This is a genomic window from Formosa bonchosmolovskayae (assembly GCF_051016085.1).
Lineage (GTDB): Bacteria > Bacteroidota > Bacteroidia > Flavobacteriales > Flavobacteriaceae > Formosa.
On the sequence record NZ_CP174605.1, the window covers coordinates 156,064 to 180,126 of the forward strand.

General features: G+C 36.3%; 12 protein-coding genes. 6 read left to right on the plus strand and 6 right to left on the minus strand.

Annotated elements, in window-relative coordinates; translation table 11 throughout:
* Positions 1-77: 77 nt before the first annotated feature.
* From ACKC83_RS00575 to ACKC83_RS00600, 6 genes are all read left to right on the plus strand, one after another.
* Positions 78-1,040, plus strand: coding sequence for an aldo/keto reductase (locus tag ACKC83_RS00575; protein ID WP_434036654.1), 963 nt, complete (start codon positions 78-80; stop codon positions 1,038-1,040).
* Positions 1,041-1,042: 2 nt separating this feature from the next.
* Entirely contained in the window at positions 1,043-2,656 is a 1,614-nt protein-coding gene (locus ACKC83_RS00580; protein WP_434036655.1) for a sodium:solute symporter, read from the plus strand.
* Positions 2,657-2,678: 22 nt separating this feature from the next.
* Positions 2,679-4,244, plus strand: a complete 1,566-nt coding sequence (locus ACKC83_RS00585) for a sulfatase family protein (protein WP_434036656.1) — start codon at positions 2,679-2,681, stop codon at positions 4,242-4,244.
* A gap of 2 nt (positions 4,245-4,246) precedes the next feature.
* On the plus strand, positions 4,247-5,782 hold the full coding sequence (locus ACKC83_RS00590) for a sulfatase family protein (protein ID WP_434036657.1): 1,536 nt from the start codon (positions 4,247-4,249) through the stop codon (positions 5,780-5,782).
* Between the two features lie 91 nt (positions 5,783-5,873).
* Entirely contained in the window at positions 5,874-7,403 is a 1,530-nt protein-coding gene (locus ACKC83_RS00595) for a sulfatase family protein (RefSeq protein ID WP_434036658.1), read from the plus strand.
* Between the two features lie 126 nt (positions 7,404-7,529).
* Positions 7,530-9,038, plus strand: coding sequence for an alkaline phosphatase D family protein (locus ACKC83_RS00600; protein ID WP_434036659.1), 1,509 nt, complete (start codon positions 7,530-7,532; stop codon positions 9,036-9,038).
* 108 nt (positions 9,039-9,146) lie between these two features.
* On the opposite strand, the gene ACKC83_RS00605 is transcribed toward ACKC83_RS00600, so the two are convergent.
* From ACKC83_RS00605 to ACKC83_RS00630, 6 genes are all read right to left on the minus strand, one after another.
* On the minus strand, positions 9,147-11,309 hold the full coding sequence (locus ACKC83_RS00605) for a glycoside hydrolase family 3 N-terminal domain-containing protein (protein WP_434036660.1): 2,163 nt from the start codon (positions 11,307-11,309) through the stop codon (positions 9,147-9,149).
* A gap of 127 nt (positions 11,310-11,436) precedes the next feature.
* Positions 11,437-13,863, minus strand: a complete 2,427-nt coding sequence (locus tag ACKC83_RS00610) for a glycoside hydrolase family 95 protein (protein WP_434036661.1) — start codon at positions 13,861-13,863, stop codon at positions 11,437-11,439.
* Between the two features lie 5 nt (positions 13,864-13,868).
* A complete protein-coding gene (locus tag ACKC83_RS00615) occupies positions 13,869-16,259 on the minus strand; it encodes a glycoside hydrolase family 95 protein (RefSeq protein WP_434036662.1) in 2,391 nt (796 codons plus the stop codon).
* 30 nt (positions 16,260-16,289) lie between these two features.
* Positions 16,290-18,773, minus strand: a complete 2,484-nt coding sequence (locus tag ACKC83_RS00620) for a glycoside hydrolase family 2 TIM barrel-domain containing protein (protein WP_434036663.1) — start codon at positions 18,771-18,773, stop codon at positions 16,290-16,292.
* Positions 18,774-18,957: 184 nt separating this feature from the next.
* A complete protein-coding gene (locus tag ACKC83_RS00625; protein WP_414035428.1) occupies positions 18,958-20,634 on the minus strand; it encodes a RagB/SusD family nutrient uptake outer membrane protein in 1,677 nt (558 codons plus the stop codon).
* Positions 20,635-20,645: 11 nt separating this feature from the next.
* Positions 20,646-23,975, minus strand: coding sequence for a TonB-dependent receptor (locus ACKC83_RS00630; RefSeq protein ID WP_434036664.1), 3,330 nt, complete (start codon positions 23,973-23,975; stop codon positions 20,646-20,648).
* Between the last annotated feature and the right edge of the window lie 88 nt (positions 23,976-24,063).

A 24,063-nucleotide genomic window follows, 5' to 3' on the forward strand; every position in this document is an offset into this window, starting at 1 on the left:
AAATATTAAAAAAGATAATAGCTCAGACCCTCCCGCATAATATAAATCAATTAGAGTCTTAAAAACCCAAATCGATAATGAGATATAATAGGTTAGGAAAAACCGATTTAAAAATAAGCCATTTAGGTTTTGGAGCCTCTGCGGTTGGAGGCATGTTCGAAAAAACGGACAAAAATGAAGCTATTAAAACCATTCACACGGCCTTTGATAGAGGTATTAATTATTTTGACACCTCTCCCGCCTACGGCAGAGAAACCTCTCCTTTTGGGGCGGCGACTTCAGAAATAGTTCTAGGTGAAGGTTTAAAAAGTCTGAAGCGAGACGAATTTATTATTTCAACAAAAGCAGGAAAAACAGCATCACTGCCTCCTGTATTTAATTTTTCGTACAGCGCCATTATAAAATCTGTAGAGTCTAGTTTAAAACGCTTAAACACAGATTATATTGATATTGTATTTTTACACGATATCGAATACGGACAAGGACAATACTTAAAATTAGCTTTAACGGAAGGTCTCGAGGCGTTAAGAGATTTAAAAAAACAAGGAAAGATAAAATTTATAGGCGCCTCGTGCTATCCTATAGAAGTATTAGATCATGTTATTACAAATTACGAATTAGATGTAATTCTTGTACATAATCACTATACACTAATTAACGATTTATTATTAAAACTGTTACCCAAAATAAAGGCAAAAGATGTAGGTTTGGTTAATGCCTCCCCTTTTGCCAGTGGGTTACTCACCCATAAAGGGCCACCCGATTGGTATCCTGTAAACGTAAAAGAATTAGCTGTCATAAAAAAAACTATAGCCTATTGTAAAGATTCAAATATTCCTATAGAAAAAATTGCACTACAATTTGCACTTCGAAACTCCGAAATAAACACAACATTATTTAGTTGTAGCAATCAAAATATATTAAATCAGAACCTAGATTGGAGTCAAGAACCAATAAATTTATCTGTGATTGAAAAAACACTAGTATATTTAGAGTCTATAAAGAACACAGACTTTGATTTTGGAGGTTTTAACAAATAGCGATGAATAGTATAGACTTATTTATAATTACCCTTTATTTACTGGGAATATTGTCCTTAGGGATTCTTTCCTCAAGAAAAACAAACTTGACCACCGACAATTATTTTTTAGCTGGAAGAAGTTTAAATTGGATTGTTATAGGTGCGTCACTTTTTGCTAGTAACATTTCTACAATACATTTGGTAGGCTTAGCCGCTTCAGGTTTTGAAGATGGCTTAGTCTGGGGGAATTTTGAATGGATGGCTTCAATTGTTTTAATCCTATTGGGATTAATATTTGCACCGTTCTATTTTAGAAGCAAAATTTCTACCTTACCTCAATTTCTAGAAAAAAGATATGGTGGTGCCTCCCGATCTTTTCTAGCATTTATGGCTATTCTTGGGGCTTTATTTGTACACATAGGCATGAGTCTTTATGCTGGCGCAATTGTTTTTAATTCCTTATTTGGAATTGATGAATATGTCTCAATTTTAATTATTTCGGTAATCACCGCTACCTACACCATAATGGGGGGTTTAAAGGTTGTCGTTATTACAGAAAGTGTACAGACCGTTATTCTAATTGTAGGCGCTATATTATTAACGTATTTCGCTATTGAAGCTCTCCCGCAAGTGGGCGTACATTCGATAGCCGATTTTAAAAATGCTGTAAAACCAGACCAACTAAGTATGCTTAGAACTCCGGGACACGAAGGGCATTCTGGACTTACCTGGTACTCCATATTTTTGGGTTACCCCATAATTGGAATATGGTATTGGTGTACAGACCAAACCATTGTACAGCGCGTGCTAGCCGCTAAAAGTGAAGACGACGCAAAAAAAGGTCCAATATTCGCCGGCTTTCTAAAACTCTTACCGGTATTTATAATGGTACTACCGGGTATTATTGGCTACGTTTTATTTAAAGAACAAATTACAACAAGTAACGAAACTTTACCAGTGCTCATTAACAATTTACTTCCCGTGGGCATAAAAGGTATTTTTGCAGCGGCATTGCTCTCTGCACTTATGAGTACCATAGCCGCAGCTCTTAATAGCTGTTCTACTTTAGTCGCTATTGATATCGCTAAAAGAATGAACCCTTCCCTAACCGATAAAAAACAAGTTGTAATAGGAAAATGGGTTGCTGTAATCGTTATGATTTTAGCCATGGCTTGGTCTACGCAAGGCGGCAAGTTTAACAGTATATTCGAAGCTATAAATAAAATAGCCGCCGCATTAGCGCCACCAATTGCAACCGTATTTATATTTGGTGTATTTAGCAAAAGAGGAACAAAAGAAGCTTCTTTATATACATTAATGATTGGATTTGTACTGGGTATAGGTGCTTTTAGTGTAGACTTTATTCCACCGCTTTCAGGAAATCCAGAATTAATCACAGATACACTAGGCATCCCTTTCATGATGCAGGCTTGGTGGCTATTCTGCATTTGTTCTTTTATTTATTTTGCAATTAGCTATGCGACACCAAAACCAACAGCAGCACAATTAGAATATACTTGGGACAATCCATTTCAGTTTTTAATTAACGATAAATTTAGAGGCATAAGAGACGTGCGTTTATACACGGGTATTCTTATAGCTCTAATCATAATATTATATATAATTTTCGCATAAACAACTTATAAAATAGCGCTTCATGAAGACATCTAATACCCTCTTTCAGTTCTTACTTTTAATAGCAGTCACGCTTTCTCTTTTTTCATGCAACGATAAGAAGGCTAAAGAAGTAGCTGTCGCAGAACCTATAGAAAAAAAACCTAACATAATTATCTACCTCACCGACGATTTGGGTTATGGCGATTTGGGATGTTACGGAAACCCTATTATTAAAACACCTGGTATAGATAAGTTTGCATCCGAAGGTGTTATCCTTACAGACTTACATTCGGCAGGAACAGTATGTTCTCCGTCGCGTGCAGGAATCTTAACAGGGAGAAATCCTTACAGAAGTGGCTTCTATTACTTACAAGGTTATGCGGGAACTCACCTAAGAGATAGCGAGGTTACCATTGCCGAGGTGCTAAAATCGGGAGACTACGAAACGGCATTTATGGGAAAATGGCATTTATCGCGTTTAGAGAAAACATCTAGAGCGAAAGAGCCTAGCCCTAGCGATCAAGGTTTCGATTATTGGTTTGCATCTACACATAATGCCTTTGCAGGTCCTAAAAATTTTAGAAAGTTTATTAGAAATGGAGAAGATGTTGGCGAAGTAAACGGATGGTACTGTGACGTATTAACAGAAGAAGCTACAGACTGGTTAACAAACATAAGAGATAAGAGTAAGCCTTTCCTTTTAATTGTTTCTACTCACGAACCACACACACCACTTTCGCCACCAGAAGAATATAGCGACATGTACGATAATGCTACGGTAGACAGTCTAGAGCAATCTATTAGTTATGGTGGTGTTGAAAGACCAGAGCACGACATTTCAATGAATAAAAAAGAGTACTACGGTACAATTTCTCAATTAGATCAAGCCTTTGCTAATTTAATGAAAACGGTAGACGACGAGAATTTAACCGAAGACACTATGGTTATTTTCACCAGTGATAACGGTCCTGAATCTCCTGTAAATTTAGACGAATCTCAGGGTTTATGGGAAGATCCCATACGTGATTACTGCTTTGGAACACCTGGCGATCTTAGAGGAATGAAAAGATTCCCTTACGAAGGCGGACACAGAGTTCCTGGTATTATTCGTTACCCGGCCAAAATTCCAGCTGGAACAGTAAGTAATGAGTTGGTAGTGGCTACCGACTTTATAACAACTGCGGCTAAACTGGCGCAAGTTCCAGCACCACAAAACATAAACTTAGACGGAATAGATGCATTTCCTGCATTTCTAGGAGAAAAAATAAAAAGAGAAAAACCGTATTTATGGATTTTCCCTACACATGAAGACACCTATTTTAGAATGCCACATATGGCAATGCGATATAACGACTATACACTTATCGGAAAATTTAAAGATAAGGAAGACGATGTCACAATTATGGAATGGATGAAAACATCTGTACCTGTAACCTTTTCACTTTACAACTTAGCTAACGACCCATCACAACAAACAGATCTTGCAACTACAGAACCTGAAATGGTTGAAAAATTAAAACCTATACTGTTAGAGCAATGGTTAGAGATTAGAGACGAAGGCCCATATTGGGAAAAGTTAAATGAAGCATCAAAAACAAAAAAATAAGAATGAGAAGTCAAACCAAAATAGCACTTCTATATGTCTTTATAATATCTATAGCGTTTGTTAGTTGTAAATCTGAAGAAAAAGAAACACGTGAAATAAAAGAGGTAAAACCTAATATTATTATTTACCTAACAGACGATTTGGGGTATGGCGATTTAGGATGCTATGGCAACCCGATTATACAAACGCCTGCCATAGATAAGTTTGCTTCAGAAGGCGTAATTCTTACCGACCTACACTCGGCAGGAACGGTTTGTTCGCCTTCTAGAGCAGGCCTTTTAACAGGTAAAAACCCATATAGAAGCGGCTTTTACTATCTACAAGGTTATGCTGGAACACATTTAAGAGATAGCGAAACAACCATTGCCGAAATCCTTAAATCTAGCGGTTACGAAACCGCATTTATGGGAAAATGGCATTTATCACGTTTAGAAAAAACAGACAAAGCACCAGAACCAAACCCAGGAGATCAAGGATTCGATTACTGGTTCGCTTCGACCCACAATGCATATAGTGGTCCTAAAAACTTCCGAAAATTTATTAGAAATGGCGAAAATGTAGGCGAAGTAAGCGGATGGTATTGCGATGTATTAACAGAAGAAGCTACAGATTGGTTAACAAACATAAGAGATAAAACCAAACCCTTTCTTTTAATAGTATCTACTCACGAACCTCACGCGCCACTTTCTCCTCCAGAAGAATTTAGCACGATGTACGACAATGCTACGGTAGATAGCTTAGAACAATCTATTAGTTACGGCGGTGTTGCTCGTCCAGAATACGACATTAGTAAGAATAAAAAAGAATATTACGGTACTGTTTCTCAATTAGACAAGGCTTTTGAAAATCTTATGGCCACAGTCGACAAGGAGCAATTAACCGAAAATACAATGGTTATTTTTACCAGTGACAATGGACCAGAATCTCCTGTTAATTTAGAAGAATCTCAAGGCGAATGGGAAGCCCCAACTCGAGATAATTGCTTTGGAACACCAGGAATCTATAGAGGAATGAAACGATTCCCTTATGAAGGCGGACACAGAGTACCAGGTATAGTACGCTATCCTGCCAAAATAAAAGCGGGAACAACAAGTGATGAAATGGTGGTCTCAACAGACTTTATTCCTACAGCAGCTTATCTAGCTCAAGTAGAAATGCCTTCTGGAATCCACTTCGATGGTATAAATGCTTTTCCCGCATTTATCGGACAAAAAATAACAAGAGAAAAACCTTATTTATGGGTATATCCAAACCATGAAGACACCTATTTTAGAATGCCACACATAGGCATGCGCTATAACGATTACACACTTATTGGAAAATTCCCAGATAAGACCAAAACACTTAGTTTAATGGATTGGATGAAAACATCTGTTCCTGAAACTTTCGAGCTTTATAATTTATCTAACGATCCTGAACAAAAAATAGATTTAGTTACTGCGGAACCAGAAATGGTCGAGTCACTAAAAACGATTATGATCAAGGAATGGATTGAAATTAGAGATGAAGGCCCCAATTGGGAGAAACTTAATAAATAACGGTTAAACACCCCTCTCAGAATAATACGCACCTATTTATTTAAACACGTAACAAGAGTCTAACTCAAATTACCAACATCTAATTGAAAGTATGAAAAATATTACCTTACGTATAGCTACCGTTTTTATTTTATGTTTATGTAATACGATATATGCACAAGAAAACTCAAAACAACTTCCAAATATTGTTATTATTTATGCTGATGACATGGGATTTGGGGATTTAAATTGTCAGAATCCCAATTCTAAAATACCAACGCCTAATTTAGATAAATTAGCTACCGAAGGCATGCGTTTTACCGATGCTCACAGCTCATCTGCTATCTGCTCCCCAAGTCGTTTTGCCTTATTAACAGGTCAATATCATTGGAGAAGAACCCACGGTATTGTAAAATCTTTTGGAGAGCCACTTTTTAAAGATACAGATGTTACGCTACCTCAACTTTTAAAAACAGAAGGATATGAAACTGCCGCGATCGGTAAGTGGCATTTAGGTTGGCACTGGAACTTTATTAATAAAGAACCTTCTGGAGAACGTACCTATTGGGGCAGAACGCATGAAACCTATTTGGTTGAAGATATAGATTGGGAAGCGCCTCTAACGGGTGGTCCAATAGATCGTGGTTTTGATTATTATTTTGGTGATGGTACCATTAATTTTCCTCCATATGCTTGGGTAGAAAATGATAAATTTGTTGAAGCTCCAAATGATTTTTTTGAGTTTAATCAATTTGAAAGAGAAGCTAAAGAAATTGATTGGGATTCACGCCCTGGACCAAAAGTAGCGGGCTGGGATCCCTATACTGTATTACCTACCTTAACTAAAAAAACCATATCATGGATCGGTAATCAAAAAAAGGATAAACCCTTTTTTTTATATTTAGCCCTACCAGCTCCTCATGCTCCAATCATTCCTAACGATGAATTCGATGGTACTTCAGAAGCAGGCGCTTATGGTGATTTTGTGTTTCAAACGGATTGGGTAGCCGGTCAAGTTCTAAAAGCACTAAAAGACAATGGTTTTGAAGAAAACACTATAGTTATTTTTAGTTCAGATAATGGTCCAGAAAAATTCGCATTCGAAAGAGCTGAAAAATATGACCATTATAGTATGGGAGATTTTCGAGGCTTAAAACGAGATATTTGGGAAGGTGGACACCATATTCCATTCCTTATTAAATGGCCAAATCATATTGAAGCCGGAACAGTTTCCGACAATCTAATATCTCAGGTCGATATAATGGCTACACTTTTAGAAATCACTAAAACTAAAATTCCTGAGCAAGGTGCTATCGATAGTCAAAGTTTTTTATCTATCATCACCGGAAAACCTAACAAAAATAAACACAGAACAGCTACCATACACAATACAAATGCCAGTGGCTATGCTGTAAGACAAGATAATTGGTTGTATATAAACACACCAACAGGCTCTGTAACAAGAATGCCAGAATCTTTTAAAAACCTGAGAGGGTATACAGATTTTTCAACAGCGGGTTTACTTTTTGATTTAGAAAAAGACCCAGAACAACGCGTTAATTTATTTGAAAAATATCCAGAAAAAATAAAAGAAATGCAAGCATACTTAAAGCAAGAATTAGACAAAGGCTATTTAAAATAATACCCCTATTACATATAAAAATCCCCTATTAAATTTTCAGAATAGATATTAGAGATATTGTTGTAAATACAGCATCTCGTTACTATCATTTCTGAATCACTTAACTAATAAATAAGCAGAAAAGAAATGGAACGAAGACAATTTATAAAACTATCAGGAGCTGGTGCGACTGCACTATCATTTACACCCTCTTGGGCCTATTTAAGTAAGGATTCTTCAATGTACAGCTTTCCACAAATGATTGGAGAAGTGAGTCAATCTTCTGCCATATTACAAACCCGACTTACCAAGCAAAACAGTATGCCTGAAAATGGTTTTAACACTGCTGAAGCCTTATTAAGTTATGATATTGAAGGCACTTCAGGTATGGCAAGATTCGAAATTTCGGACCATCCAAAATTTAAAAAATCGACTTCATCGTCTTGGCTTAAAGCCATTCCAAACAATGATTTTGTAGTCAAGTTTAAAATAGACCATTTAAATCCAGACACTAAATATTACGTAAGAGTACATTACGGCATTACCGATTTAGATACAGAAACAGGACCTACGAGCTCTTTTTCTACTTTACAAACACCCGAAATGGACAAACCCGTTTCTTTCGTAGTAACGTCTTGCATGAACTTAGGTAAGTTCTTTCTTGGTGGCGGTGCTTTAAGAGCAAAGGAAAAAAGTAAAGCAGCACAAGGCGAAGACAGAAAATTAGGTTTTCCAGCTTTAGCCGCAATGCAAAAAACAAAACCTGCATTTTGGGTACAGACTGGAGACACCGTTTATTATGATTACCCTAATAAAGGTATAGCTAAAACTCAGACCGAATTGCGTGCTAAATGGCACCGCCAAATGGCCATGCCACGTATGTATAATTTTCTTGGAGAAGTACCAGTATATTTCATGAAAGACGATCATGAATACAGATATAATGATAGTGACAACGAAGAAAATGGAAAAGCACCATCTCCAAGTTTGGCAAGAGCGACTTTTTTAGAACAAACACCTTTAGCGGCTCCAGAAGACCCAAATCCAGTTACATTCCGAACCAGACAAATCAACAAACATTTGCAAATTTGGATGCCAGAAGGTCGAGATTACAGAGATAATAATACGTTACCGGACGGACCGCATAAATCTATTTGGGGTGAAGACCAATTAAAATGGATAAAACAATCGCTTTTAGAGAGCACAGCAACGTTTAAACTATTTATTGTAGCTTCTCCTTTGGTTGGTCCAGACGATGCTTCTAAACACGACAATCACGTGAGTTATGGTGGTTTTCAGCAAGAACGCGATGCCTTTTTTCATTGGTTGAAAAAAAATAATATCGACAAAAACTTTTATATTATTACAGGGGATCGTCACTGGCAATACCATTCCATTCACCCGGCGGGTTTTGAAGAATTTGGAACAGGAACCATAAACGGACAAAACTCAAGACCAGGAAGAAAACCAGGCGATGTAGGATCTACAGACCCTTTAGGCCTAATAAAACAGCCTTACATACAAGAAGATCCAACAGGAGGATTCTTATTAATTAAAATAACGCCACCAGAAAACGGAAAAACAGCACAACTTAGTTTTGAAACTATAGACGAAAGTGGTAATCAACTTAATTTGGCTGTGAAGGACGTAAAATAATAGTTCTAAAACATAAAAAAGAGCGTACTAATGGAAAGATAAACTCCATTGTACGCTCTTTTTTTTATTGCTTTAAGGCTTATAAAAGTAATAGCCTATTGAAATGTATTACTGACTTACCCGAAGTGATATGGTCTTTAAATCTTTTTCCAATGAAGATGCTCCAACAGAAATCGTAAACGTTCCTGCTTCTACTTCCTTTTTCATAATTTGATTTAAAATATGTAATTCATCGAAACCGAGTTTAAACGACACTGTTTTTGTTTCTCCTGGTTTTAGGCTAATACGCTTAAAACCCTTCAACATTTTCAGATAACGCCCAACCGAAGCATAATCGTCGCGCACATACATTTGCACAACCTCATCTCCTATTATACTCCCGGTATTTGTAACTTTAACAGATACAGTAGTAGACCCGTCTGATTTTATAGTACTGTCTGCTAACGTTAATTCGGAATACTTAAATGTTGTATAGCTTAAACCATATCCAAAGGGGAACAACGGTGATTTATCGCTGTACTTATATCTACCTTTTCCCGAACCAACAAAGTCGGGACGCTCCAAGTACGTGACTGGAAGCTGACCAACAGAACGCGGAAATGATACTGTTAATTTTCCCCCAGGGTTTACATCTCCAAAAATAGCATCGGCAATAGCATCTCCAGATCGCATTCCTAAATACCAAGTTTCTAACACCGAAGGAATATTTTCGGCTATATAATTTATAGATAACGGACGTCCGTTTATTAAAACCACTATAACGGGTTTTCCTGTTTTCTGGATAGCCTCTACCAATTCATTCTGTACACCAAGTAAATCAAGATCTGCGCGATCTACACCTTCACCACCCGTTCTACGAGAACCACCAACCACAAGCACAACAGCATCAGATTTATTAGCTGCATCTATAGCTTCGGCAAAACCCGCTTTAGAATCTCCTGTTAAATCGCATCCTTGGGCATAATTAATTGTAACACGACCTTCCGTCTTAGATTTAAGACCGTCTAAAACCGACACATAATAAGGAGGCAATCCGGAATACCCGCCTAACAAAGCATAACTACTATATTCTACAGGTGGTTGTTCGGTAGCATTTGGTCCAATCACGGCTAAAGACTTCAAGTTTTTAAGGTCGAGAGGCAGTAAATTATTTTCGTTTTTTAATAGAACTATAGCCTTTTTAGCTAGCTCGTAAGCATAGTCTTGATGTTCTTTTTTACTTACAATAGTATCTTTTTTTACAGCTTTAGGTTCCGAATCGAATAGACCTAATTTATATTTAGCGGCTAAAATTCTTGACACAGCCGTATCTACATATTTTACAAGCTCTGGATTTTTAGTCAGTGTATCTTTTAAAATGGTAGAATGAAAGCTTAATTGCTCTGGAATTTTACCTAACGCTAAATCCATATCGACACCTGCTTTTAGCGCTAACAAAGCTGCCTCTACGCGTGTTTCTGGAATAAAATGCATGGTTTGCAAACGACTAACATCATTATTATCGGACACGACAAAACCATCGAAACCTATTTCGTCTCGTAAAATATCGTTTAATAACCAAGAATTCATATGGCATGGCACCCCGTTAAAATCTTGATGACCCGGCATAATACTACCAATTTGAGCTTCTTTTACAGCCGCTTCAAAAGGTGGCAAAAACACCTCGCGTAATCTGCGCTCTGACATATCACTAAATCCGCCATTAATACCACGCCTATTTTCTGGATATCCTACATAATGTTTTGCGGTAGACATGACATGATTTTTATCGTAACGCTCACTTCCCATACCCTGCATCCCTTGAATAAAAGCCACACCCATACGCGACACTAAATACGGATCTTCGCCATAAGATTCTTCTACCCTACCATATCGCGCATCTCCCGAAATCACATCTAAATTAGGAGAATAAATATGTGTAATGTTTAATGCTCGAGCTTCTAATGCTGTTTGCTCTGCCATTTTTTTAATAAGTTCTGGATCCCACGTAGACCCTAAAGCTATGGCCTGCGGATAAACCGTTACTCCGTCTACCCACAATCCGTGTAAACCTTCTCCAAACTTCATAAACGGAATTCCTAATCTATCGTTAGCAGGTGCATCTTGGGTAAGCTCTGCTATTTTTTCATCTAAAGTCATCTTACCGACCAATTGCTCTACTTTCTTTGAAATTTTCAAGTCTGCTTTCTCGCTATTCTGTGCAACAGATTGCATTGAAAAACAACTTATTATAACCAAAAGAGCAACTCCAATATGTACTGTTTTTTTCATATATATCAATTTTATTCAGCCTAAAAGGCTTTTAGTATTAATAAAAAAAAAAAAGACAAAGCTTGAGTTTCATCCTCAATAGCCTTGTCTCTTTTAATTAAATACCTGTATTTTTAATCTTTCTCATCTAAAACGTTAGTTCTTTTTCCTCTCCAGGTTGTAACACCACATCTATGGTATTTCCTAAAGCTCTTACTTTGCAAGTACCGCCTTTTTCAGAACTAATATTTACAACAAGTTTGGCTTTACTCCACTCCATATCTATATCAAAATTACCTCTAGCCTGTAAACCTGTAACCTTTCCTTCAGCCCATTGTTCTGGAATTGCAGGTAATACATGAAGAATAAAATTACCTTTTTCGTCTTTTAAATGACTTTGAAGCAACATCTCTGAGACACCTGCTGTTGCACCTAAATTACCATCGATTTGGAATGGCCCAATTGTATTCATTAAACTACTTTTCTGACCTCTACTTAATAAGGTCACCAAGTTTTTATGTGCTTTTTCACCTTCCAATAATCTCGCGTGCATTAACAATCCGTGTGCATAGGCCCAGCCCATACCTCCTTGTCCGTTCTCTTCTCTCCATGCTAAACTGGTTCTTACCGCTTCATAAAGTTCTGGAGTCTCTTCTGTAATTATAGAAAATGGGTGTAAACCAAGCATATGAGAAAGGTGTCTGTGACCAGGTTCTTTCTCTTTTAAATCCTGTCTCCATTCCATCATTCTTCCATTTTTTTCAGAAATTGGAAAATCAGGTAACGCCTTTTGAGCTTCAACAATACGTTTCTGGATATCGTCGTTTATATTTATAATAGATCCCGCTTCTTGAGTTGCCCCAAAAACGGCTTTAATTATAGATAAATGATATGTTGAGGTTGAAGTAATTCTTAACATCTCGTTTGTTGAAGGATCTAAATATTGATTTTCAGGAGACGATGATGGTAAAAAGTGTAAGACTCCATCTTTATCTTTAACCAAGACATCTAAGATAAACTCACTTGCTCCAGATAACATGGGATATAATTCTTCTTTTAAGAACACCTCGTCCTGAGTATACTCATAATGATCCCATAAGCTCATAACCATCCACGCTCCTGGTAACGGATCTAAAACACCGTTATTAAACTGTGAGGATAGCGTAGAAGCTGAAGGCGTAACGCGCCCAAATGGATTTGATGCATGATGAGAAAACCAACCATTAGAACCGTACATGTCTTTAGCATACGGTTTACTAACATCTACAATTTTTTTAAACCATGAAATTAATGGATCCATAGTTTCTGAAACATTGGCCACGTCTGCAGCCCAATAATTCATTTGCAGATTTACATTTAAATGATAATCTGCTTCCCATGGTGCCCACATACGCTCGCTCCATTTACCTTGCAGATTTGCAGGTAATACCGAATTAGCACGAGAACTCCCCATTAATAAATAGCGTCCAAACTGAAACAAATGTGCTTCTAAGCCAGCATCTACAGTGCCCTTTTTATAATTTTTTAAACGCACATCCAGAGATAAAGAGTCTAATGCAGGATCGCCCATTTCTAAACTTACACGATTAAACATGGCAGCATGCTCCTGAGTATGGGCGTTTTTTATATCGTCCCATGTTTTAGAAGAAGCTGCATTTAAAACTTTTTCTGCTTTAGCCACAGGATCTATACTTCTGTCAAAATTTAGTAACTCTAAATTATAATCTGTCGCAGCAGTGTATTTTAAAACCACCTCTTTAGCATTACTCACTTTTAGCTTCTCATTTTCTGCAGTAATTGAACCTCCATTAACCGTGGTGTTTAGTCGCGCTGCAAAACGCATATGGGCACCACCTTTACCAGAACCGCCAGCATTTTCGTCTCGTGCTTCTGGAGCTTCGATATCTACAATTTGTCCATCCATATGTATAGAACCATCTGCTAATGCAGAAACCGTTACATCTTTAGGACGCTCTAAAGCAATACTAAAGTTAAGGTTTTCCTTACCTGTAGTGGATATACGGATACATAATACATTATCTATTGACGAAATAAAAGCTTCTTGAGTAATTGTAGCACCATTAATATCGTAGGTAACAGTAGATAGTCCTGTAGACATATCTAATGCTCTTTTATAATTAGAAACTTCACTTTTATTATCGAAGTCTAGTAATAAATTACCTAAAGGCTCGTAAGATCTAAACGACGCAGGACCAGCAGTTAAATTTGCTAAACCAAACTTATTAGCTTCCATGCTTTTACCTTCCAAAATTAAATTTTGAACTGTAGTTAGCTTTTCACGGAAATTTTCTGCAAACGGATTATCCGGTTCACCAGCCCATAAGCTTTCTTCATTTAACTGAAATTTAGCAACATCGGTTCCTCCAAAAGTCATAGTTGCAAGCTTCCCATTTCCAATAGGAAATGCATCTGTCCATTTTTTGGCAGGTGCATCGTACCATATTGTATTAACGGCACTTGTCGCGTTTTGTTCATCTACAACAGCATTACTTTTACATCCCACTATTAATTGAGACATCACTATTGTAAACGCAAATAATTTTAAACGTTTCATCTTAATTAATTTAAAGTAGAGTTAAACACACGTTTTTCCCCTGCAGCCAATACCAAATCTACAGTAGTTTCTCCAAGTTTTACTTTACACATGCCTCCTGCTTTAGAAGATATAGTTGTTGTTTTTAACGCACCATTTTCCCATGCCAAATCTACTTCGAAACCACCTCTAGCGACTAAGCCAGTAATATTTCCAGTATTCCAAGCACTAGGTAATGCAGGTAGTAATTCTAAAATAACAGTGCCTTTATCGTCTTTTACATGACTATGAAGTAACATTTCTGCTATACCTGCTGTTCCTCCAAAATTTCCATCGATCTGGAAAGGCGGATGATAATCGAATAAATTTTTAGCAGTCGATTTTTGCAACAGTGCTTTTACGTTTTCGTAAGCTTTATTCGAGTCGTTTAATCGGGCATAAAAGTTAATAATCCAAGCTCTACTCCAACCTGTATGTCCGCCACCATTCGCCAACCTATGGTTTATACTTCTGTAAATAGCATCGATAACATAAGGGGTGTCTTGCGTATTAAACTGACTTCCTGGGTACAATCCGTATAAATGACTTAAATGTCTGTGACCAGCATCTACCTCATCAAATTCTTCAGACCACTCCATTAAACGTCCATCCGAGCCAATTTGAGGTAACGATAACTTCCCTAAAGCTGTCGCAACTTCTTTGGTAAACTCATCGTCTATACCAAGATCTTTAGCTGCATCTAAAAGGTTAGTAAAACTTTCGTAAATAATTTCTTGATCCATGGCATTACCCATTCCTAAATTAACATGTTTCCCATCGGTATTATTAGGCGGATAAAACTTATTTTCTGGAGAAGTAGAAGGACCTGAAACTAACTTTCCAGATCTCGGATCTGTAGTTAACCAATCTAATAGAAATTTACAAGATTCTTTAATAATAGGATACGCACGTTCTTCTAAAAATTGCTTATCGCCCGTATATCTGTAATGCTCCATAAAATGCCCAGTTGCCCAAGCACCTCCCATAGGCCACATACCATAACCAACTCTACCAATTGGTACAGTCCAATGCCAAACATCTGTAGTATGGTGCACTACAAAACCTTCGTTATTATAGATTTCTTTTGCTGTTTTCTGTCCAGATGGCACCAAAGATTCTATAAAGCTGAAAAATGGTTCGTGACACTCTGAAAGGTTAGTTAGTTCTGCCGGCCAATAATTCATTTGCATGTTTATATTGGTATGATAATCTCCATTCCATGGCGCTACTAAATGATTGTTCCAAATCCCTTGTAAGTTTGCAGGCAAAGAGCCTTCTCGAGATGATGATATTAATAAATAACGACCATATTGAAAATAAAGTTCGAATAATCCAGCATCATCTGCACCATTTTTAACGGCTTCTAATCGTTCATCTGTTGGTAATTTATCTAAATCTGAATGACCAAGTTCGATAGATACACGATTAAAAAGTCTTTGATATTCTGCGATATGATCTGACACTAATTTTTTCAACGATTTTTTGTTCGCTGCTTTTAAATCTTTAGAATTTCTAGACCCTAAATTTTCTGTTAAAGGTTTAAAAGGATCGTGACGGTTATAATCTGTGGCCGCTGAAATTAATAATTTTACAGATGTTGCATTTTCAATTGAAATGACGCCGTCTTCAGATTTTAATTTTCCACCTTTAGGGACTGCCATTAGTTGCGTTTCGTATTTAACACCTAGGTGTTTTCCTTTATGGCTAGCTTGCCCCCACATTTTAATTTTATTGTTACCTAAACTTGCAACTTCAAAATCTGCTGGCCTATCTAAACTTAAATCTAAAGAAATAGAATTGGGTTTATCGGCCGTTAATAGCACGACTATAACTTGATCGATTGGAGTAGAAAACACCTCTCTTACATAATTAACACCGTTAGCCGTAAATGTTGTTTTTGCTATGGCATTATCGATATCAAGTTCTCTTCTATAGTTTTCAGAAGTTCCTTCAATATTAAATTTAAGATTAAGTTCTCCCAGTGTCTGATAACTTCTTGGAGCAATACGTCTATCTAGAACATTGTCTTGCACCAATGAATTAGCCTTAGCATATTCCCCATTAAAAATGAGTTTTCTTGCCTCTTCAATATAGGTATATGCACCAGGTTTCCCTGTAGGTATTGGAGGGCCTGCCCAAACCGACTCCTCGTTTAATTGTATTTGTTCTTCTTCTACACCACCATAAACCATGGCACCCAACCTGCCGTTACCGACAGGAAGTGCTTCCATCCACTCTTTAGCGGGTGAAGTATACCATAATTTATTTTGAAATTCGTCTTTCGGTTTCTCAGACTGCGATTGCCCAAGAACACCTTGGGGCGCAAAAACTAGTAGCCCTAAAAAAACAAGGATTAGTTTATTTATATTTTTATTCATTTGTATCTATTTCTTTGTTGTAAATAAAAATTACTTAGAGCTTACCTGTACTGTAGCTCCTACTAAACCATCTGAACTTGCAGTTAATTTAATATCTCCTGCTTTCTTAGTTGTTTTTAAAATCACTAAACATTTACCGTTAAAAGCAGATCTTTCATTCCCTACAAAAGATTCTTCACTTTTTGGATCTCCGTTATCTACTGCTAAAATTGTTGCTTCACCTTCTACTTTAAATGTAATATTGTTTAAGGCTTTTGGCACAAAACGACCTTCTGCATCTAAAATATTAACTTCGATATGTACCACATCTTTTCCTCCAGCATCAATAACATCGCGATCGGCTAACAATTCAATTTTATTAGCGTCTCCTGCCGTTTCTATTTTCTTTTCTGCTACAACTTTTCCGTTATTAATTCCTTTTGCTTCTAATATTCCAGCTTTGTAAGGCACTTGCCAAACCACATCCATAGTGTCTTTCATACTCTGTACACCTAAAGATTCGCCATTTAAGAATAGCTCTACACTATCACAATTAGAATATGCTACTACAGGTATTTTAACACCTTCTTTTCCTTTCCAATTCCAGTGTGGTAGAATGTGAACCATAGGCTCTTCGGTCCACTGACTCTGATAAAAATAGTATGCATCTTTAGGGAATCCACACATGTCTATAACTCCGAAGTTGAAAAGTTTTGCAGGCCATCCGAACATTGATTCTCCTAAGTAATCGAATCCTGTCCATCTAAATTCACCTGACATGAAAGAGAAGTCTCTAGTCATTTTCCATGAATCTCTAGCAGAAATACGTACGATAGAATTATCGTAAGACGAGCTGTAATATTTACTAATATCACCAAAAACTTCTTCTTCAGACAAGTTTGGCACTTTCATGATTCCTCCTAAAGGATTAGCACCTCTGTACCATGATTGAGACTGATATTCGCCACGTGTTTGGAAGGTATGAGGCACTTCTGTAGCCACAAATTTACGTTCCGGGTAAGTCTCATGATCTTTTTCGTACATGAAAACAGAACCTCCACCACCGTTGTAACCGGTAACATCTAAAGCACTAGCAAAACCACTTTCGTTTGCTAAGTGCATGTGTGTAATTCCACAAGTAATTGGTCTTGTATTATCGTGTTCTCTAACTACACTCATTAATCTTTTTAATCTTACGGTACCTTCTTCGAAACAAGCATCTGGAATTTCGTTACCCACACTCCAAAGAATAATTGAAGGGTGATTTCTATCTCTTTTAATTAACTCGGTAAGATCTTTCTCTGCCCATTCGTCAAAATACAAGTGGTACCCATATTTTGCTTTTCCTTCTTTTACTTTATTTCCAAAAGGCCAAGATTCTATCCACTCATCGAATGCTTCGTCCATAACCATAAAGCCCATTTTATCGCATAAATCTAATAACGTAGCACTTGGTGGGTTGTGTGCCGTACGGATGGCATTACATCCCATTGCTTTTAAAATTTCTAAACGGCGTTCTAAAACACGATCGTTAATAGCAGCACCTAAAGCACCCAAATCACTATGATTATTAACTCCTTTTAGTTTTATATTTTTTCCGTTTAAGGTAAATCCGTTATCTGCCGAAAAGCTAAAATCGCGAATTCCCATATTGGTTTCTACTTGATCTACAAGTGTATTACCAACCATTATTTTTGTTTTTACTTTGTATAAGTAAGGTGATTCTGGCGACCACAATTCAGGATTACCAACTGTAATGTTCTGAACAATATTTTCTTCTTTACTACTCGCTAATGTAGCAGTTGTTTCTTCTGAAGATAATAGCACATTGTCTGAAGTATAAATTTCGTTTACTAAACGATAATCTTTAGAATCTGCCTCTTCATTTTTAATTGCTGTTTTTAATTCGATAACAGCCTGGTTGTTTTTAATAGATTTGGTTGTAACATACACCCCATATCTATCGATGTGTAATTTCTGGGTTTTTACTAACCAAACATGTCTGTATATCCCCGAACCAGTAAACCAACGTGCGCTAGGTTCTTTTGAATTATCTACACGAACAGAAATAATATTTTCACCTTCAAAATTTAAGAAAGGTGTTAAATCGTAATTAAAACTAATATATCCAAAAGGACGTTTTCCTAAATAGTTTCCATTGATCCAAACTTCACTATTCATATAAACCCCACCAAACTCAATATCTATTTTTGAATTGGCATCTGATTTATCTAAAGTAAACGATTTTCTGTACCAACCGATTCCACCAGGTGCATATGCTCCAACATTACCTGCTGGATTTGTTTTTAAAAACGGACCTTTAATACTCCAATCATGTGGCACGTCTAGTTGTTCCCATGAGGCATCGTCAAATTCACTTTTACTTGCTGTGGGAAAATCGCCTTTAGAGAATTTCCAATCTTCATCGAAATTTATTTTTTCTCTAGGGACGTCTTCTGAAGCATTACCTTCTGCACAACTTACGACAGCGAATGCATTTACGAGTAGTAATACTATTAGTAATAATTTTTTCATTTGTTATTTTAATCTTAGTTAATAAATAGTTGCACGTTAATTAATATGAGGTAACTGATTTTAGCATGGTTTACTAAAGAAAATCATGCTGTTATTTAGCAAAACATGTAAAATGGAAAATTTGAGCAGGGATAAATACTCCCTACTCAAATTTTTAAAAGTTATATTTAACTGAATTTCATTTTTAATTGTATCCAGGATTTTGTTCTAAAACGGCTTCTGTATTCCTTTCAATTTCTTGTTGAGGGATAGGCCATAATGTATGATAATCATGTACAACAAAACCAGTATCATATTTACCATTATAATACGGGTTGTAAGCCGTAACTCTATCTACTACTTTATTTAGACGCTTAAGTGTTAACAATCTATACTCTTCAAAATGCAATTCTCTTGCACGCTCGTCTAATATAAAATCGATATCGATATCTCCAGCGTTTACTAAAGGAGCATTTGCTCTATTTCTTAACACATTAATATCTTCTGCAGCAAGTCCGGTTTGCGAATTACCTAAATACGCTTCTGCTCTTAATAAGTACGTTTCTGCCAAACGCATTTGGTAATGATCTCTAAATGTTGAAGATGCATTTCTTGTTACTTCCCCAGTAGCTTCGTCTACAAACAATTCTTCCGGAAAGTTATTAGCTACTGTAGTTTTAGAAAATATCGCAGACCATTGTCTTCTATAAATATCGCCTACATCTTTAATAGCACCACTTTCAATCATTTTTTGTCCGTAGAATTTAGAATTTGGGTTATCTACAACTAGATCACGAATAATGTTATATTCTGAGTTTCTCATATCTCCAGGAACACTTTCCCAAATATCATCAATCATAAAATCTGAAGCCGTAAACCAGCCAATACCACGACCACCATTTTGAGTTGTTGGGCCAATAAATAAGTTGTTATCATCTTCATCTACTAAGTTATAGTATCCAGGGCCTAAATATTGTGTGATAATACTACCACGACCACCACCTGTAACATTATACTCGTATTGTGCTACCCACAAAGATTCTGTGTTTCCTGAGCTTCTGTTTTGGTTTCCTCTTCTAAATAAATCCCAGTAAACATCTCCAGGCTCATCCATTCTAGAACCAAAACGCTCTGTCATTAATGCATAACCAGGATTATCGATAACCTCTGTAGTTAATTCGATTGCTTTACTAAAATCTTTATTTATAATATATAGCTCTGCTAACAGGTGCTTTGCTACAGATTTAGTAATTCGTGCTTCTCCACCTAACTCTGAAACATCAGGTAAATTCTCTGCAGCAAACGTTAAATCTTCAATACATTGTGCGAAAACTTCTTCTTGAGTTGCTCTTACAAAATCTCTTTTAGGTTCTGTAATCTCTTCTAAAGAAATTGGAACACCACCATAAAGAATACCAAGGTATTTATACGTAAAACCTCTAAAGAATAAAGCCTCGGCTTTTAATTTAGTTCTGCTGTCTTCTGAAGAAAACTCTGCTTCTGGATTATCAATTCTTCCTAAGATTGTGTTTGCTTGCGCAATAATCTCGTAAGACCTTTGCCAAGGCGTCCTAACTCTTACATATTCTGGTATTAATCTGTCTTCGTAAGAATTAAGTTCGTGGGTTGGACCAAGTGCATCGTAAGCAATATCTGTGGTATATTGGAATATAAAATGCGAAGTTGCCCCACCCCAAACAGTATATAAATCTGTTAAATTATATAAAAGTGCAACAGACTGTTCAAATTGAGCTTCTGTTAAATATGAGTTATCAGGCGTGTAAAAATCGTACACCTCTTCTTCGAGCCATTTATCTTCATTACAAGAAGAAAAAACCACAAGAAATGCTGATAATAAAATTATATATTTATTAATTTTCATGTTCTTTATTTTTAAAATTCAACATTAATTCCCATAGAGTAGTTAGTCATTAAAGGTGTACCTTGAGTATAACCTTGACCTGTCTCAGGATCCCATCCTCTCCAATTGGTAAATGTTGCTAAGTTTTTACCACTAACAAATAACTTAAGATTACTAAATCCAATCTTGTCTAAAACACTACTCTTAAAGTTATAAGATAAACTAACATCTTGAATACGTACAAAACTACGCTGAATATATCTGTTAGGCTCGTAAGATGCAGGACCTTCTAAACCTCTAAAATACGCATCTGGATTATCTGGCGTCCAATAGTCCCAACCTCCAGCAAAAACGTTTTGACTACTGTATCGTTCTGCCTGCGTATTTGTCGCTCCAAAAATAAGAGCATCTGTACCGTAATAGTGCTCTTTACCTCCTTGAATACTATTTACAAACACATATAAACTTAGTTGCTTATACTTAAAGGTGTTGGCTATACTAAAACGGTATCCAGGATCTGTGTACCCTAAAATTTTCTTATCGAAAGTTGCTGAATAGTTTCCACTATTATCTAAATCGGCAATCTGATATGTTCCAGGAAAAAATCCGTTAGGGATGTTACCTGCATCGGCATCGGCTTGTTGCCACATACCAATAATTTCGTAATCGAAAATAACACCAGTTGGCTCTCCAATAAATAGTCTATTTGCAACTAAGTCATCTTCTATACCATCTCCGTCTTCATCTGCGCCTAGAATAGAAACTATTTCATTTCTGTTTCGTGAATAATTCACAGACGTTTCCCATCTAAAGTTGTCATTTTTAACAATAACACCGGTTAATGAAAATTCTATACCATGGTTTGCAACTTCACCAATATTTGTGCTTATACTAGAAAATCCTGTTGCATAAGGCAGTTGAATTGAGTATAAAATATCTTCGGTAGAGTTGTCATAATATTCAACATTACCACTTAATCTCGAGTCAAATAAAGAGAAATCTAAACCAAGGTTTATACCTGTTGTTGTTTCCCAACCTAGGTCGTTATTTGCTAAAGAGTTAATGTATTGTACTTGCGTTGGAGTTGCTCCGTCACCAAAAACGTAACCATCGTTACCACCTACACTTGTAGCGACAACGGCTTGGGTATCGTATCTACCAATACCTCTTTTTCCAGTAACACCATAAGATCCTCTAAATTTCAAGAAGTTTAACCAGTTAGAAGTCCCTTTCATAAAGCCTTCTTCACTAGCAACCCATCCAAGTGCTACAGATGGGAAAACTCCGAATTTTTCATTAGATCCAAATCCAGAAAAACCATCACGTCTTACTGTTCCTGTAATTAAATATTTTCCATCGTAACCATAAGACAAACGCCCCATGTTATATAAACTTTGTTCTTTTTCTTTTCCAGTATTAATAATGTTTTGAGTTGGATCTCCGTTTTCTAACGAATTAAACCCTAAAGTCATATCTGAAAAATTCTGTGCATTTGCATTTGTAAACGATGTTGAAATCTCTTCGACTCCATATACAAACGTTGCACTTACGTTATGTACACCATTAAACGTTTTATCGTAGCTTAAAATATTATCTACAGACCAGTTGTAATTAATTGACGAATTTTTATATCCAAATCCAGTAAAATTAGCTCCTGTTGGATCAAAATTATCATGATTTGTTGTTCTGTAGTTCTGAGAGAAGTTTACACGATAATTTAAGCCATCGACAGGTAATTTTATATCTGCATGTATGTTAGCAAATAAGTTAAGTCTTTTATCGTTATCTAACGTTTGTAAATCTAAAAGTGGATTAACCCAAGTATTCTGAAGTGTTTGTCTTGGTGTTCCATCTTCCTCGTATAAAGGTGTCCAAGGCATAACTAACATTGCAGTATCTGATCTTGGAGCTGTCCCAGAATAATCACTTGTTGTAACAAAAGATTCTGTACCTACTTTTAACCAGTCTGTAATATTAGCATCTAAATTTATACGGTAATTTACTTTCTTATAATCGTCGTTTACAACAAAACCTTTTACATCTGTAAGTCCACCTGAGAAAAAATAGCTAAAGTTCTCCGAACGCCCTCTAACACTTATATTGTGTGTGTTAATATAACCATCTCCTGTTATTTCGTCCCACAATCCGTTATTAAAATTGTTATCGTAACCGTCGCGCATCTCTTGGGTATTAAGTAAAGTACGCGGATCTTGGTTAGGATAAGCATCTGCTAAAAACAATTTTAACTCATCCGACTCCATAGGCTCAAGAGCATTCTCATTAGGTGTCTGAATGGTATAACTTGCAGAATAGTTCACTACAGGCTTTCCAATTACTTTACCTTTTTTAGTGGTAACTAAAATAACACCATTAGAAGCTTGAGATCCATAAATTGCTGCAGAACTGGCGTCTTTTAAAACATCGATAGAAGCGATATCTGCAGTATTTAAATCTACTAAATTACCTCTATAAATAATTCCGTCTACAACTATTAGTGGCTCATTTGCAGCTGCAGTACCAGATAACGAATTCTGACCTCTAATAGATATTGTAGGATCTTCTCCAGCAGCATCCACAGCACCAACATTTAAACCTGCTACTGTTCCTTGTAAAGCTTGCGATATAGATACATTAGGCATTTCTTCTACACGTGCTATATTTGGACTAGCTACAGCGCCAGTTAAATCACGCTTTTTGGCTGTACCATAACCAATTACTAAGACTTCATCTAAACCGATTTCGTCACTAGCCATAACCACATTTATAACGGTTTGATTACCAACAGTAATTTCTTGAGTTACCATCCCAATATAAGACAGTACTAGAACATCTCCAGATACGGCATCGATAGCAAAATTTCCATCGAAATCTGACATTGCTCCTCTGGTAGTTCCTTTTACAGCAATAGAAACACCAGGTAAAGGCATATCAAACTCATCTGTAATTTTTCCCGTAAGTTGTTTCTGAACAGCCATTGTTGTTTTGACAGCTTGTTGCTTAGGTAAAAGAACAATTTGTTTATCTTTTAACGTATAAGTGACACCTGTTCCTTTAAAAATCAAATCCAGGATATCTTTGATTTTTTTATTCTTAACATCTAAATTAATCTTGCGTTCTACATCTACTAAGTTATTGTTATATAAGAAGAAAAATTCACTGTTATTTTCAATTTCTAATAATACATCTTTTACGGAAGCACTATTAAAAGTTAGGGAGAGTTTCGTGTTCTGAGAATAAGAATCGTTTGGATTTACACCAAAGGATGACAAAAACAGAACCATAATCATCATTCTGACAATTAAAAACATTTTTGAAGGCAAAAAACCGTTAATCGTTTTCCACCATGTTAAAGTTTTTTTCATAATTTTGAATTGGTTTTAGTTACTATTAGTTAAACATTCTGAAGTTGGTTTTCAGATACATACAGAAAAAGCATGTGTTTTTTCTGTC

Excerpts from the sequence above, each read along its gene's own strand:
- ACKC83_RS00575 (WP_434036654.1), top strand. The coding sequence starts at position 78 with ATGAGATATAATAGGTTAGGAAAAACCGATTTAAAAATAAGCCATTTA.
- ACKC83_RS00580 (WP_434036655.1), top strand. The coding sequence starts at position 1,043 with ATGAATAGTATAGACTTATTTATAATTACCCTTTATTTACTGGGAATA.
- ACKC83_RS00585 (WP_434036656.1), top strand. The coding sequence starts at position 2,679 with ATGAAGACATCTAATACCCTCTTTCAGTTCTTACTTTTAATAGCAGTC.
- ACKC83_RS00590 (WP_434036657.1), top strand. The coding sequence starts at position 4,247 with ATGAGAAGTCAAACCAAAATAGCACTTCTATATGTCTTTATAATATCT.
- ACKC83_RS00595 (WP_434036658.1), top strand. The coding sequence starts at position 5,874 with ATGAAAAATATTACCTTACGTATAGCTACCGTTTTTATTTTATGTTTA.
- ACKC83_RS00600 (WP_434036659.1), top strand. The coding sequence starts at position 7,530 with ATGGAACGAAGACAATTTATAAAACTATCAGGAGCTGGTGCGACTGCA.
- ACKC83_RS00605 (WP_434036660.1), bottom strand. The coding sequence starts at position 11,309 with ATGAAAAAAACAGTACATATTGGAGTTGCTCTTTTGGTTATAATAAGT.
- ACKC83_RS00610 (WP_434036661.1), bottom strand. The coding sequence starts at position 13,863 with ATGAAACGTTTAAAATTATTTGCGTTTACAATAGTGATGTCTCAATTA.
- ACKC83_RS00615 (WP_434036662.1), bottom strand. The coding sequence starts at position 16,259 with ATGAATAAAAATATAAATAAACTAATCCTTGTTTTTTTAGGGCTACTA.
- ACKC83_RS00620 (WP_434036663.1), bottom strand. The coding sequence starts at position 18,773 with ATGAAAAAATTATTACTAATAGTATTACTACTCGTAAATGCATTCGCT.
- ACKC83_RS00625 (WP_414035428.1), bottom strand. The coding sequence starts at position 20,634 with ATGAAAATTAATAAATATATAATTTTATTATCAGCATTTCTTGTGGTT.
- ACKC83_RS00630 (WP_434036664.1), bottom strand. The coding sequence starts at position 23,975 with ATGAAAAAAACTTTAACATGGTGGAAAACGATTAACGGTTTTTTGCCT.